Annotated in this window: 10 protein-coding genes; 3 read left to right on the top strand and 7 right to left on the bottom strand. The window is 47.5% G+C overall.

Translation table 11 applies throughout. The annotated features are described in order from the left end of the window. Nucleotides 1-32: 32 nt before the first annotated feature. A complete protein-coding gene (locus GWK09_RS09060; RefSeq protein ID WP_163692911.1) occupies nucleotides 33-902 on the bottom strand; it encodes a sugar phosphate isomerase/epimerase family protein in 870 nt (289 codons plus the stop codon). A 188-nt stretch (nucleotides 903-1,090) separates the two neighbouring features. On the opposite strand from GWK09_RS09060, the gene GWK09_RS09055 reads away from it, so the two are divergent. From GWK09_RS09055 to GWK09_RS09045, 3 genes are all read left to right on the top strand, one after another. After that, nucleotides 1,091-1,567, top strand: coding sequence for a hypothetical protein (locus tag GWK09_RS09055; protein WP_163692909.1), 477 nt, complete (start codon nucleotides 1,091-1,093; stop codon nucleotides 1,565-1,567). Nucleotides 1,568-1,676: 109 nt separating this feature from the next. Then, nucleotides 1,677-2,240, top strand: coding sequence for a YeeE/YedE family protein (locus GWK09_RS09050; protein ID WP_163692907.1), 564 nt, complete (start codon nucleotides 1,677-1,679; stop codon nucleotides 2,238-2,240). After that, nucleotides 2,237-2,650, top strand: a complete 414-nt coding sequence (locus GWK09_RS09045; RefSeq protein ID WP_163692906.1) for a DUF6691 family protein — start codon at nucleotides 2,237-2,239, stop codon at nucleotides 2,648-2,650. Before GWK09_RS09050 ends, GWK09_RS09045 begins: the two co-directional genes overlap by 4 nt. 48 nt (nucleotides 2,651-2,698) lie before the next feature. Here the strand turns inward: GWK09_RS09045 and GWK09_RS09040 are convergent, their stop codons facing one another. The 6 genes from GWK09_RS09040 to GWK09_RS09015 form a co-directional block, all read right to left on the bottom strand. Continuing rightward, nucleotides 2,699-6,172 carry a hypothetical protein gene (locus GWK09_RS09040; RefSeq protein WP_163692904.1) on the bottom strand — a complete coding sequence of 1,158 codons (3,474 nt, stop codon included), beginning with the start codon at nucleotides 6,170-6,172 and terminating at the stop codon, nucleotides 2,699-2,701. A 109-nt stretch (nucleotides 6,173-6,281) separates the two neighbouring features. Continuing rightward, entirely contained in the window at nucleotides 6,282-7,823 is a 1,542-nt protein-coding gene (locus GWK09_RS09035) for a sugar porter family MFS transporter (protein WP_163692902.1), read from the bottom strand. Between the two features lie 137 nt (nucleotides 7,824-7,960). Next, nucleotides 7,961-8,848: a glycoside hydrolase family 17 protein gene (locus GWK09_RS09030; RefSeq protein ID WP_163693430.1), complete on the bottom strand. Its 888-nt coding sequence runs from the start codon at nucleotides 8,846-8,848 to the stop codon at nucleotides 7,961-7,963. A 17-nt stretch (nucleotides 8,849-8,865) separates the two neighbouring features. Beyond that, entirely contained in the window at nucleotides 8,866-11,205 is a 2,340-nt protein-coding gene (locus tag GWK09_RS09025) for an MFS transporter (RefSeq protein ID WP_163692900.1), read from the bottom strand. Nucleotides 11,206-11,266: 61 nt separating this feature from the next. Next, entirely contained in the window at nucleotides 11,267-11,902 is a 636-nt protein-coding gene (locus GWK09_RS09020) for a hypothetical protein (RefSeq protein ID WP_163692898.1), read from the bottom strand. A gap of 45 nt (nucleotides 11,903-11,947) precedes the next feature. Next, nucleotides 11,948-13,378: an MFS transporter gene (locus GWK09_RS09015; RefSeq protein WP_163692897.1), complete on the bottom strand. Its 1,431-nt coding sequence runs from the start codon at nucleotides 13,376-13,378 to the stop codon at nucleotides 11,948-11,950. Nucleotides 13,379-13,404: the final 26 nt, after the last annotated feature.

Here is a 13,404-nt window from a genome sequence, read left to right as displayed (position 1 = left end):
TACGTATCTATTTTATAAATCAACTCCAAAATTCAATCTTTAAAGCCTATATTCTTCAAACCTGCGTGGCTGATCTTTATAGCCTCCAATGGCTTCAAACCGTCAAAGGTCATGTCCTGCTCCACCATGTAGTATTTCATCCCGGAGAGGTCTTTTTTATCCAGGATCCTCTTAAAATCAATCGTGCCTTTTCCCACAGGAGCAAACCGACCCTGGTCGTCCATATCCTTGACATGCCAGATCTTAAAGCGTCCCGGATATTTTTCAAAGTAAGCCACCGGGTCTGCCCCTGCCCGCGTCACCCAGTAGAGGTCCATCTGAAAATTGACGATCTCCGGATCCGTATTCTCCAGCATGTAGTCTATAGGAACCACTCCGTTTTCATCCTTCATGAATTCAAAATCGTGGTTGTGATATAACAACTTCAAACCGGCCTTCTTCGCCCTTTGCCCAAGATCGTTCACGATCTCCGTAAGGCGCTCTACTCCGCCGGTCATTCCCATGGTACGGGATTCGGGATCAAAAGTGAACATCCCCATAGGGGGCACAGGAACCACGAAGTATTCGAATCCTGCTGCCTTGACATCGGCCATCATGGCATCGGCGTTATCCAGGGTCACAGAACCCTGGTGCGTGCTGACCGTATGCAGGCCAAGGCCTTCCACATAGGATTTGAACTCAACAGGTGACATCCCGTAAAATTTCCCGTCTGCGTACCCCGCAGCCTCAATGTTCACGTATCCGGCGTCTGCCACGGCTTTCAGCGTTTCACGGGCATCGTCATTCATTGCGTCCCTTACGGTATAAAGGGCCAATCCACCAAGGCGATTCTGGGAACATCCCGAGAACAGGAAAAGCATGAGGAGAACGAGACTGAAGGGTTTGGGTATTGGGTTTTTCATGATAAGGAAATATTTGTTTAGCGTTGTCGTTTTGATAATGGCCGTAAAACTAGAAAAGACCATACTCCTATGTTTAAAGTTAAACATTCTGTATGATAACCCTGATGATTTAGATCGAGAATCCAAAATATCATTAGATAAGGTCTGAAAGTTTCAAGTTTGATATCTTCGTCATAAAGTGACAACTCATGAAATTAAATTCAATCATACTCCTGACAGTGCTATCAGTCCTGGGATGGTCCTGTTCCAAAGATTCTGACAATTCGGAGCCCGAGCTTTCCCAGGACCAGCTAGAAGCCATATCAGGGCTGTACAACCTTTCGGAATATATCGTCAACCCCCCTCAGGACCTCAATCGGGACGACGTCTATTCCGCTGATCTGATGGAGGAACTCGACTGTCTTAGTTCCACGATCATACTGAGGGAGGATTTCACATACAGCAAGTACTACGAGCAGCTCGACATCACTTTTATCACGAATGATCAGTACGCTATCTCCTGTGGAGTCTATATTACTGAAAACGGCACCTGGGACCTGATCAACGAACAGCTCCAGCTCAGTGAGGAGCCGGATTGGGAGTATTCCCTAGACGGCTCTGTCCTTACACTTGCCGTCGGAAAGGACCTTCCTGATTTCCGCACCCAGGTCTACCTGAAACAATAGCTCCTCATCCGGGAACATATTTCCGTCTGAAGGCAAAATCGCCAACGGTTTGTAACCCATATTACATTGCGGACCTCAGCTTAACGTATCTTTGTATAAACTTTTGCACATGGAATACATACTCCAACCTTGGCCCTGGTATGTCTCTGGGCCATTGATCGCCCTGGTCATGCTGGCACTGATCTACTTTGGCAAGACCTTTGGGATGTCGGGTAATTTACGCACCCTTTGTACCCTGGGCGGGGCAGACCGATTTGCCTCTTTTTTCAAATTCGACTGGAAAGCCGAGCTCTGGAACCTAACTGTGGTTCTGGGAGCTGTTATAGGCGGATTTATTGCAGTCCACTACCTCTCAGATGGATCCGTCATTGACCTGAATCCCACAACGGTGGAGGACCTTAATTCCCTGGGGTTTGAAAATGCCGGGGCTTCCCTCCTCCCGCCCGAATTGTATGACTGGAGTTCTGTCCTGACACCTAAAGGGCTCTTGATCCTGATAGGCGGAGGATTTCTGGTAGGTTTCGGTACACGCTACGCCGGGGGATGTACTTCCGGACATGCCATTACCGGCTTAAGCAACCTGCAGTGGCCCTCCCTCGTTGCCGTAATTGGTTTTTTTATAGGAGGACTCTTTATGGTGCATATCCTTTACCCCTTAATTTTTGGCGCATGAAATCACTGAAATTCTTACTGGTCGGGATCTTTTTCGGCATTGTCCTGGTTAAATCCGAAGCCGTTTCATGGTACAGGATCTATGAGATGTTCCAGTTCCAGTCTTTCCATATGTACGGGATCATTGGTTCCGCCATTGCCGTGGGTATCCTGGGAGTCTGGCTTATCAAGAGGTCTCATCTCAAAAGCGTAGATGGGCAGGCTATAGATATCCCCCCCAAGGACAAGAGCATACCCAGGTACCTTCTTGGAGGTACGATCTTCGGATTGGGCTGGGCCCTGGCCGGTGCGTGTCCAGGCCCCATGTACATCCTTGTTGGGACCGGGGTATTGAGTATGTTACTGGTCATTGTCGGGGCCATGCTGGGTACCTTTTTCTATGGCCTGATCAAAGACAACCTCCCCCATTAAGCAGGGGCATCCTTAACAGTTAGGAAAATTTTAGGCCTCTACCCATTATTACATTGGCACCTGGTCTGAGCGCAGTGCAACATCGATCCGCGTGACCTCACCTGTGCGATGAAAGATCTTGTTACTGGTCTCCACATCCAGACTAAGCCCTTGTATATTTTCGCGGGCGCCATCTGCCTTGTAGATCTGTATCCCTTCCGAGGATCCAAAGGTATATACCACTGGAGTCTGGCAATAGGTGAATGCCAGACTGCCCGGCGACAGATCTATGAATTTTTCCCTTCCTTCCAGGTCTACATAGCTGAACTTGGCTTCCCGGGTAAGGATCTCCTGCTTTTCCAGGAGTCCGGTCCCGAATGAGACCCTTCCGCTCCGGACACTTACTCCCAACTCTGAAAGCCTGCTAAGTATGTCTTCTTTCACCTGTCCGGTCATACCCGGTTGCTGGGCACCTTTGGTGGCAGGGGTATGGGAATAAGGATCGGTTGGAAATGCCCCATATAATGAAGGGGATTTGTGCACTCCAATCCCTTCATTGATCTCGTGGTAATGCCTCATCAGTCCTTTGACGACCTTATCCGGGGCTCCTGCTGCCATAGCTCTTCTGCTGCATTCCAGTACCGCCAGCAAAAGTTTGGAGACCATATGCCAGTATATAGAGCCCAGACCTTCGTATCCGAAGAAGGTGCCAGAGCGGCCCGTAAAGGACTTGTGATCAAAGACCTCCTCAAAGATATCGAGGACATTTTGCCTTTCTTTCTTCACAAGATCTGAATGCCCCCCTTGTGCGAGTTCATCCAGCGCCCGTTTCAGATCATTGGCATTGTTGAAATTCCCATTGAAATGGTAATTTCCATCGACGTCTTTTTGTACTATCTGTGTATTCCCAATATCCATGAGCTTTGTGAGCAAGGAAGAGTTCTTAACCCGGGAGGCCGGGATGACATTCTTTTTCATGAACCCGGGAAGTTCCTTGTTCGGATACAGAATGTAGCTGTACTGATCCTTGCGGTAAAGGTCGCTTTTCTTCATACTGTCGAGAAGGGTAAGCACTTCATCGGCCTTCAGATATCCCGCACTTAGCACCGCTACCTGACCTTCGAGCATCACACTGAGGTAATCAATGGAGGTTCCCTTTTCCTTCGTAATACTGATCAGATTGTAGGCATGGTAAAGGTTGTCCTTCCTTTTATTTGCCTCTATGGAATGTTCGAGGTATGGTAAAACGGTCCCTGTGAAATCCAACAGCTCCTTTTTAGAAAGCCTGGTTCTCTTTCCGCTATACCCTGAATTATAGATCTGCTCCCGGTAATCACTGCCCGCCATACCCAGGCCATCCATGACCTGGAGGCGTTCCTTGTCCGTAAAGCTCCTTTTTAAGGCCGACTCGTGTTGTTTCAACGTGCTTACCACGGCAGACAGGAACCGGGCCAGCTCGGTGGAGATCTCCACCTCATCCTTCTCCACCTCCCCGATGATCTCCCTGAATTTAACCAGGAATCTTCGAAGGTAATACAAGGTTACCATGGACACTCCGTTACCGACGAGGGCGTTATTGGCGTCGTTCCATTCAGGCCGCTGAGTGTTAAGCCAAATCCCGGCCTCAGGGATAAAGTTGGAGCATTTGGCCAGAAGGGTGACCAGCAGTTTTTCGACCAGATTTACGTGGACAATATTCCCTTCCTGGCCGGTAAGAAGAGCCCCGTCTGCACCCATCTCATCTTTTCTGGCATTGATCGCGAGGTCGAGCTGGTGATCGAAGACAATGGTATCCTTAGGGTCGGCAATGATGTCGTAATAACTCTTGATCTTATACGGTACATTAGCGTACACAAAGAGGGGAGCATCCCAGTACTTTGCCAGACGTGAGGGGTAATAATCTTCTATGAATTCCAGAAATTTTAATAGGTAGATAATCTGGTGGTCTCCCCAGTATCCTATGTAGGACCAGGGGTCGTCCGGCTCGATCACCTCCCAGTCGAACCCACTTTTGGTGACCCGGTATGGATTATAACCTTCAAAGGTGGAAGCGTTGAGGAACTTGTGGATCATCCCATCTATAAAATCCGGGTAAGAATGGGCAAGCGCTTCCCAGTTCTGGAAAATATCCCTCCAGTTCCCCTGATAGTCTAGAATCTTGGAGCCGTCAACCTCGCTTCTTGTATTGATGGAGAACCGGTTCCAGGGCCTGCTGGGATCTCCGTGCCTCCTGCTGAATTTCAGGGGCAGGTATTCGATGCACAACCTCTGGAAATCGAGATGATCAGACCTTTGGGCGAGATGTCTCAGGGTCTGAAGATCGAAAACCTCCGGGAGCCCAGAAAGTTGATTCGCAAAAGTTTTATACACAGTCCTGTTCGCATTTTGGAGGTAATTGGTAAAATCCCTGCGTTCTATCTGGTAGTCCTTGTCAAAGATCCCTCCCCTCATGATGTTGTAGAGCACATTGGCGTAATGCCTGGAAGTCTGCAATTTGTCTTCTGTGCACTGGAAACCATCAGCCGCGCCGGCCAGTAATTTAAGCCTTTGGGTGCCTGCCGCGATCTCCCCGGACAGCTCCTGGGTTAAGGCATCAGGATTTCCCAGTTTCTTTTTGATCCCTGCAATATCAGAGGCATTCTGGTTGACGTTCGCTACCAATAACCATTCCTGGGACTGGTTTTCCTTCACCTTGATACTGCCATGGATAAAATACGCGCCCCGCTCCGCTTTGACGTCGATTTCCTGTCTTACCTCTTTTCCCTGTCTGAAGGCTTCCACCTGGCGGGAGGAGATGAGGTATGAAGGGTTGGGGATTCCCAATGACCAGACTACGTTGGCCTTGAGTGCCTCACTTGGTTCAGCCCGGTCTACGATGATGGCACTCAGGGCATAGATCCCGATGCCGACTTCCGGTATCAGTTCATTTCTTTTGTAAGCGTCTACAAGGTTGCTGTACGTATGCTGTGTATTGGTGGGAACTCCATAAGGAAGGATGTTCTGGACTCCATCGAGGAGCTCGACTTCCACCTCCGACCCGGAAATATTCTGTAAACTGGCCTTTCTCACAAAGCCGTAAAGGTTACTCGAATTCCACTGGTACCTGAAGATCATTCCCAGATCCTCGTTGATCTCCTCAAACATCACCTTATTCCCATAGGTATTCTTGTAAAGATTCCTTTGGATTCTATACATCCCGGAATATCTATTTGAGAAAGGCTCCCATAGCGTATCCCCTTCCGCGGTACGTATTCTCAAAAGGGTTTTGCAACCAGTAAAGTCTGTGGACTCCGTGATCTTGTCGTCCGTGTAGTAGGGAAAGAGGGCAAATTCGCTATTTTTTCTCCCGGCGGTGAGTCCGCCATTGCTCGAGATGAACATCCAGTGGTTCGAATCACTGACGATGCTCATAAAGAACGGGCGCATCCCGTCACTGTTGCTGATCTTGTAGTAGGTCTCACCGTCGATGACGACCAAACTTCCTTCTACCTCCCTTTCCTTAAAGTTCAACGTGCTTTTTCCTACGTGAATGTCTTGCTTCATGTTGCTTTTTACTCGCTTTATTGATTTACTTTTTGAAACTTCCGTTTTTTGCTAATACCGGGAAGCCACTTCGTTTTCCTTTTCGAACTATAAATACTCTTATCCGTTATTATTCGCGGATGAGTAATTCTTCCACCTCTTCCAGGGTTCTTCCTTTGGTCTCAATGACAAATTTATATACAAACAGGATGGCGATGAAGGACAACAATGCATAAAGTGCAAAGGTCACGGTGGGTCCCAGATTAGACAATTCCCATGGAAATACCTGGGTCACGCTGAAACTCACCAAAGAGTTAAAAAAGCCCACTACGGAGATCGCAATACCCTTGATCTTGCTCGGGAATATCTCCGAGATCAGGGTCCACATCACGGGGCCAAGGGAGATCGCGAATGATGCCACGTACAAAAGGATCGCTATGAGTACAAGGGTGGCATTGATCTGGATGAAATTGGTGATCTCATTTCTCTTGAAATGGAGGAACTGTTCTTCATTTAGTTCTCCCTGTACAGCCTTGAACAACACAGCCTGACCGTCATAGGTGTTTCCCTCCAAAGCGGTAAGAGCCATGCGCACTTCCTGATCTCCCACCTTCTCGAGGGTGGTCTTATTGAAATCGTAGGTCGCATTGTTGAAGGCGAAGGTGGCCATCAGCAAGGCAATAGTCATACAGGTGGTACCTATCAGCAAGAGGGGTTTCCTCCCCAGCCGGTCGATCAGCCAGATCGCCACCAGGGTAAAGACCAGGTTGGTAAGGCCTACGACGATGGCCTGCAAGAATGAAGAATCCGTACTTCCCCCTGCCTGTTCAAAGATGGTTGGGGCATAGTAAAAAATGGCATTGATCCCGGTGATCTGCTGAAAGAAAGCGATCCCCATGGCTATGATCATGATGGTGGCATATTTGCTGCTGAAAAGGTCGGAGAGTCTTCCCTTTTCTTCCCTTTTATCGATCCCCCTCTGGATCTCCTGTATGGTGATCTCGGCGTATTCCTCTCCCCCTATCCTTTGTAGGATCTTACGGGCAAGGTCGATCTTGTTGAGTTTCTGGATCAGCCACCTCGGACTTTTCGGAACGGTCCAGAGCGCGATAAAATAAATTGCGGCAGGAATGGCCTCCACCCCGAGCATCCACCTCCAGCTTTCATCCCCCAGATCGACTAGGAAATAATTGGAAAAATAAGCTACCGAGATCCCGATGACGATATTCAACTGGTTAAAGGAGACGAGACTCCCCCTCAACTTTGGAGGGGCGATCTCAGCAATATAAATGGGGGCAATGAGGATGGCGCCTCCAATACCCACGCCGCCAATAATTCTGGCTATGATGAATTCCGTATACCCTGTCGCAAGGGCAGACCAGGTAGCTGAAATGGTGAAGAGGGCAGCCACCACGATGAGGGTATTTTTTCTCCCGAATTTGTCTGCGACCGGGCCTGCCATGAGATTTCCCGCCATGGCCCCGAATACCACACAGCCTACCGAGAAGCCCAGCATCCACTCCGTCATCTCAAAGTATACGGTGATGCCTTTTACCGCTCCCGAGATCACGGCACTGTCGAACCCAAGGAGAAATCCCCCCAGTGCCACGATCAGGCTGATAAGGATGGTGTAGGACTTGTTCATCTTAACTGCGGTGGCTGCCTGGTTCATGGTGTGGATGTTTGGTTAGGTCTTAAAAAAATCTCCTTTGCGCTACAGACAAAGTCTATAAATATAATAAAAATGGCCGGCAGAGAATACCGGCCAGACAGGTAGTGTTGGTTATTGTTCTGACAAATTACTCATCTTCAGAATTTGAGTCGCTCATCCTTATCCCAAAGGCCCCAGAAGGCACCTACATCTCCTTCCGCTCCTACCTTCCAGGATTCGTCGAAAGAGGAGAAATAAAAGATTTCAATATCTTCTTCTGCCGCCCATTTCTGGGTATTCATAAAGTATTTAAGGGCATTTTCATAAGATGGATAGGCTCCCTCGAGGTTGGTGCCCTGAAAAGGCCAGCCTGTTTCAGAGATAATGACCTTTTTCCCCTGGGCTGCATTAATAGCCCTTCTGTACATGTCTTTCATATACAGGAGGGAATAATCCAGGTCGCATCCTTCCCAAAAGGGGTAGCAATTCGCCAGGACCACATCACATGCCTCAGTGATCCGCGGTTTTTCGGCGAATTCATAATAGGCATCCACGTAACCCACCGGAATTTCTGAAGGTACGGCACTTTTTACCTGATCCAATTTCCCGAGTAATTCGTCCTCGGTGAGATCGCCCCTCAGCATAACCTCATTCCCTACCGCAGCAATATCGACATAACCCTCCTTGGCCAGTTCTATCAGGTTTTCAACCTCCTGGGCATTGATCTTGGGATTGTCTCCCAACCAGGCACCTACCATGGTTTTGATCCCAAATTCCCTGGCGATCCTGGGGATGGCCTCATTGCCTTCGGTACAGGAAAAAGACCGTATCCACTGGGTGTAGGGTTGTATGATCTCCATCCTACGGCGGATCTGCTCTTCTGAGATCTGGTCTCCGGGTTTTTGTCCTTCGAGGTAAGGGCTGAAGCACAGCCCGTGCATTCCCTCATCCAGGACGCTCCTGCATAATTTCTTTAACTCTTTCGTGGTTTTCCCGGCATAATCCAGAGCTGCCAGGGCCAGGTATTTCTCTTTTCTTGATGATATATTCCTTGTAGACATGATTAACTGTATTTCAAATGTTCGTTTTTATCCCAAATTCCCCAACTGGCACCCACATCCCCTTCGTGATGCATTTTCCAGTCCTCATCGAAGGACGAAAAGTAAAATAATTCTGAATTATATTTCTCCCTCCAGGCGTGAATATTGATAAAATACTTCATGGCATTCAAGGGAGAAGGTATAGCTTCCCGCACATTCTGACCATTGTCTGGCCAACCAGTTTCGGTAATGATAACAGGTTTTCCTTTGGCCGCTTGTTTCGCAACAGCGTGCATTTTTTTCAGGTAGGTGGATGCCTCTTCCACGGAACACCCCTCCCAGAATGGATAACAGTTCGCCAGGATCACATCGCAGGCATCTGCCAGTCTGGGACTCTCATAGAACCTGAAATAGGTATCTACATACCCTACCGGAATATCGGGCAGGGCCTTTTTTACCTTTTGGATGTACCCCAATACTTCCTCCTCAGACAATTCCTTCCTGAGCAACACCTCATTACCAACGGCTGCAATATCCACATAACCCGCTTTGGCAAGTTCGATCAGGCTTTGTATTTCCTTTTCATTCTTTTCCCTGTCATTGCTGATCCAGGCTCCCACAATGGTCTTTAGGCCGTTTTCCCTGGCCACCCTGGCGATGAATTCATTCCCTTCCGTACATGAAAAGGATCGCACCCACTGGGAGTAGGGTTTCACTACCTCCATACGGGTACGGATCTGGGATTCCGAGAGGATGTCCCCAATGTCCTGCCCTTCCAGGTACGGACTGAAACACATTCCGTGGATCCCTTTTTCAAGGGTCCTCAGGAATAACTTCCTCACCTCCGTATCCTCCATGGAGGTAAAATCTACATCCGTGCTGCGGTCAATTTCTATTTTCTCCATATTAATTGAGGAGAGCTTATCACCTTCATAGGAAGAGGAACTCTTGGGCTCTTTCCTCTTTTCAATCTCAGCCCTGATCTCATTAGCCCGCGCCTCGGTCACATCGTACTTCCTCATGACGAGCATGGCGACGATCGTACCTGCCATAGGGAAGAAGCAAAAGAATGCCAGCAACCCGTCTACAGCAGGTTGTTGCTCGGTGGTAGGGAGGTCCGGATTAAAGCCAACAAGCGCAATAATAATTCCGCTGAGTGCCCCGGCAATGGCAAAGCCAACTTTGACCATCCACCAGTAAATAGCTCCGAAAATTCCTTCTCGGCGTTTCCCGGAATTCAGCTCATCAATATCTATGACATCTGCGGTCATAGACATCATAATGGTAAACAAACTACCTATCCCGAACGAAAAGAAGGGGAGACCGATAATATACATCCAGGGTTTTCCGGGTACGAAAAGAAAGTACAACATGATATATCCAACAACTGAAATACCCTGTGCGACCATAAACGCCTTTTTCTTGCCCATAACCCTTGCCATCCGGGCTACGATTGGAATGACGATAAAGGTGGTACCCAATGCCCCCAGGCATCCAAATAAGGACACCCAGATCCCCGAAGCCTCGGCATCCCCGTTAAATAATTTATAAACAACGACAAAAAATGTAAGGGCAGCAACCGTGTTAAACGCGTTAAAGATCAGGAATGTAGCCATACATATTCTCCTGAACTGTTCTATTCTGAAGGCCTCCTTAAAGCTTTGGAGGATCTTCTTCAGGCTATTGGCAATGTTGGCGGTATTCAAGGGTTCATAATCTTCTTGAAGCGTCGATTTGCTCCTGATAAAAATGGCAGGAACCATTGCACATATGGCACAGGGAATGGCAACCCAGATAGCCAATTCTCTCACGGCAACATCAGCTGACGGAAACCAGGCCGGATCGTACATGATCACCCAGAACCAGGGGGCGATCACCCAGGCCCATTGTCCGATCCACTGGGCAACGGCCATAATATCCGTGCGTTCATGAAAATCGTCACTCATTTCATAACCCATGGCCACATAGGGAACGCTGAAAAAAGTGAGCCCTAAATAAAAAACGATAGACCACAGAAAGAAATACCAGAAATTATATTGTAAGGTATCAGATGCATAGAGCTGCCACATAAAAATGAAAGCCACCCCCATGATAAGGCCACCTATCAGAACATATTGTTTTCTCCTTCCCCATTTGGATTTGGTATTATCCGAGATAAAGCCCATGATGGGGTCTGTGATAGAATCAAAAATTCTGGGAAAGAAATAGATAAGTGACCACATCCAACCGGGAAATCCCAGGTCTTCTACAAGAACTACCATAAAAATCCCCAGGATGGCTGGAAACATCTGATTGGCAAACATTCCTATACCGAAAGCCAGCTTTTGACCGAATGGGACCTTTTTTTTACTTACTGTCAACATATAAGCCAATTATAACAATTATTGAATGTTCCCTCGAATTCATATACATCAGATAAACGCATTAAAAAACACCCCTACAGTTCTTGCTGGTGTAGATCACCAAGCGTTCCACTTCTCTGGCTCCGGGAGGCATTTCCTCCAGCTGTAAACCGGGATAATTATCTACTTCCTTCCATTTGGCAATGGTAGCACTGAAGAAGGAGGAGGCGGTTGAGTCGGCCTCATAGATAATCAAGTCATAAGCTTCGCCCTTATCGCCGCCGAAACGGGTAACCACTTGCCATTCGCCATCTCTTTTGTAAGAAGTATTGGTATGGTCGGATTGGGGATAGTACCTGTCATCCGTGGGCCGGATTACCACCCAGATATCTTTGTTGTGGGATTCTGGATACACCCCCATGGTCAAAATCCTGCAATCCACAGAGTCTTTATCTATGGGATACACCGTTTTAACGGCGTTCACCGGCCCGCTGATCTTCAGCTTGGCACCTATGGAGACTTGTTCCATCTGCGTATTGTAATTCACCAGATCCGATGAATAGCTTCCAAATATCATCATCAGTACACCGATGATCCCGAAAATGACCGAGAATTTATTACTGAGAAGCTTCTTGCCAGACTTCCTTTTAATACTGCCAAGGAGTGCCACTGCTACGAGGAAGGCTCCAAGTACTAGGATAATTATTTTTGATGACATCTTTCTTGTATTGACGATTAATTTCTACTTACTTATGCTGCACATTTATAATTCGCCCCTTCTTTCCTCTAGCTGCGCTTTAATCTCCATTGCCCTTTCTTCTGAAAGGCTGTATTTCCACATGACCCAAACGGCCAATCCTGCCGTCACTACGGGGATGACTATATCTGCAATTCTCAGTTTTGTCAAAGTATCAGCAGTCTGAGTGGCTGCATTACCATCAAATCCGATCATCTTTAACACTAGGCCTCCAAGAACCAAGGCAAGGCCTTGTCCAAGTTTTACCACCCACCAGTACAATGCTCCAAACGTTCCCTCTTTCCTGGGCATTCCATTTCTCAGCTCGTCTAGGTCACAAACATCGGCAGTCATACTCATCATCAACGTGAACAGGCTCCCCAGGCCAAATGACATCAGCGGGATTGGGATAAATGAAAGCCACACATTATCCGGGGTAAACGCCCACCATTTCATGATGTACCCGACAATCGAGAGCAGGGTTGCGATGATAAAGGCGTTCTTTTTACCCCATTTTTCAGCCATTTTCGATACAATGGGAATCACCAGGAAAGCCGAAACAAATGCCCCTACAGAACTAAACCATGCGGGCCATGTCGCGGTGGCTTCATAACTTCCATTGAAGATGTAAAAAACGAAAATAAAGAAGCTGAAAGACGCCACGATTTGAAACCCGTTGAAAACCAAAAAGGTGGCACCGCATAATTTCATGAAAGGTTTGTTCTTGATCGCTTCTCCAATACTTCTGAAAAGGTCCTTTAAGTTGCTGAAGATGGAGGAAAAGGTCAATTTCTTTCTGTTCTTCATAGGCGCGGCATCCATTCCCCTGCAAAAGAAAGCCGGCAAAAGGCCAAGTAATAAACAGACTAGCCCAACATAAATGGCCATCGTCCGTACCCCTTCGGCCTGATTATCAAAAATCTCAGGGTCAGCAATGATTACCCAAAACCAGGGCACGATGATCCAGGCTATTAAACCAACCGTTTGGGAAAATGCCATTAAACGTGTCCGCTCGTTGTAATCCGTCGTCATTTCATATCCTAAGCCAACCAGGGGGGTGGCAAACATGGTATTCCCGATTAGAAAAACCATTGACATAATCAGGAAGTACCAAAAATTGTAATCGGACGAATTGTTTTCATCAAGTTGCCAGAGCAATACAAAGGTTATAGCACTGAGGATGCCCCCTATCAAAATATAGGGCCTCCTTCTACCCATTTTCGAACTAGTGTTATCTGAAATGAATCCCATAATGGGATCTGTAACCGCATCGAAAAAACGAGGTAAACCACCCAGCAATCCTGCTAAAAATGGGTCCATCCCAAAAGCTGTCAATAGAAAAAACATAAAGAACCCAAGGGCTCCCGGATAAAGGTTTAGCACTAAGTGACCTGCTCCATAGGCCGCTTTCTGACCTATAGGGACTATGTCTTTTGCTGCGGTATTATGATGAGACATGTTTTATGATTACAGGGTTCAATTGA

Source organism: Muriicola jejuensis, assembly GCF_010671595.1.
Taxonomy (GTDB): Bacteria; Bacteroidota; Bacteroidia; order Flavobacteriales; family Flavobacteriaceae; genus Muriicola; species Muriicola jejuensis.
This window is presented reverse-complemented; position numbering and strand designations above follow the sequence as displayed.

What these genes read in the sequence shown, in the direction of transcription:
- GWK09_RS09060 (WP_163692911.1), bottom strand. Translation starts at nt 902, where the DNA reads ATGAAAAACCCAATACCCAAACCCTTCAGTCTCGTTCTCCTCATGCTT.
- GWK09_RS09055 (WP_163692909.1), top strand. Translation starts at nt 1,091, where the DNA reads ATGAAATTAAATTCAATCATACTCCTGACAGTGCTATCAGTCCTGGGA.
- GWK09_RS09050 (WP_163692907.1), top strand. Translation starts at nt 1,677, where the DNA reads ATGGAATACATACTCCAACCTTGGCCCTGGTATGTCTCTGGGCCATTG.
- GWK09_RS09045 (WP_163692906.1), top strand. Translation starts at nt 2,237, where the DNA reads ATGAAATCACTGAAATTCTTACTGGTCGGGATCTTTTTCGGCATTGTC.
- GWK09_RS09040 (WP_163692904.1), bottom strand. Translation starts at nt 6,172, where the DNA reads ATGAAGCAAGACATTCACGTAGGAAAAAGCACGTTGAACTTTAAGGAA.
- GWK09_RS09035 (WP_163692902.1), bottom strand. Translation starts at nt 7,823, where the DNA reads ATGAACCAGGCAGCCACCGCAGTTAAGATGAACAAGTCCTACACCATC.
- GWK09_RS09025 (WP_163692900.1), bottom strand. Translation starts at nt 11,205, where the DNA reads ATGTTGACAGTAAGTAAAAAAAAGGTCCCATTCGGTCAAAAGCTGGCT.
- GWK09_RS09020 (WP_163692898.1), bottom strand. Translation starts at nt 11,902, where the DNA reads ATGTCATCAAAAATAATTATCCTAGTACTTGGAGCCTTCCTCGTAGCA.
- GWK09_RS09015 (WP_163692897.1), bottom strand. Translation starts at nt 13,378, where the DNA reads ATGTCTCATCATAATACCGCAGCAAAAGACATAGTCCCTATAGGTCAG.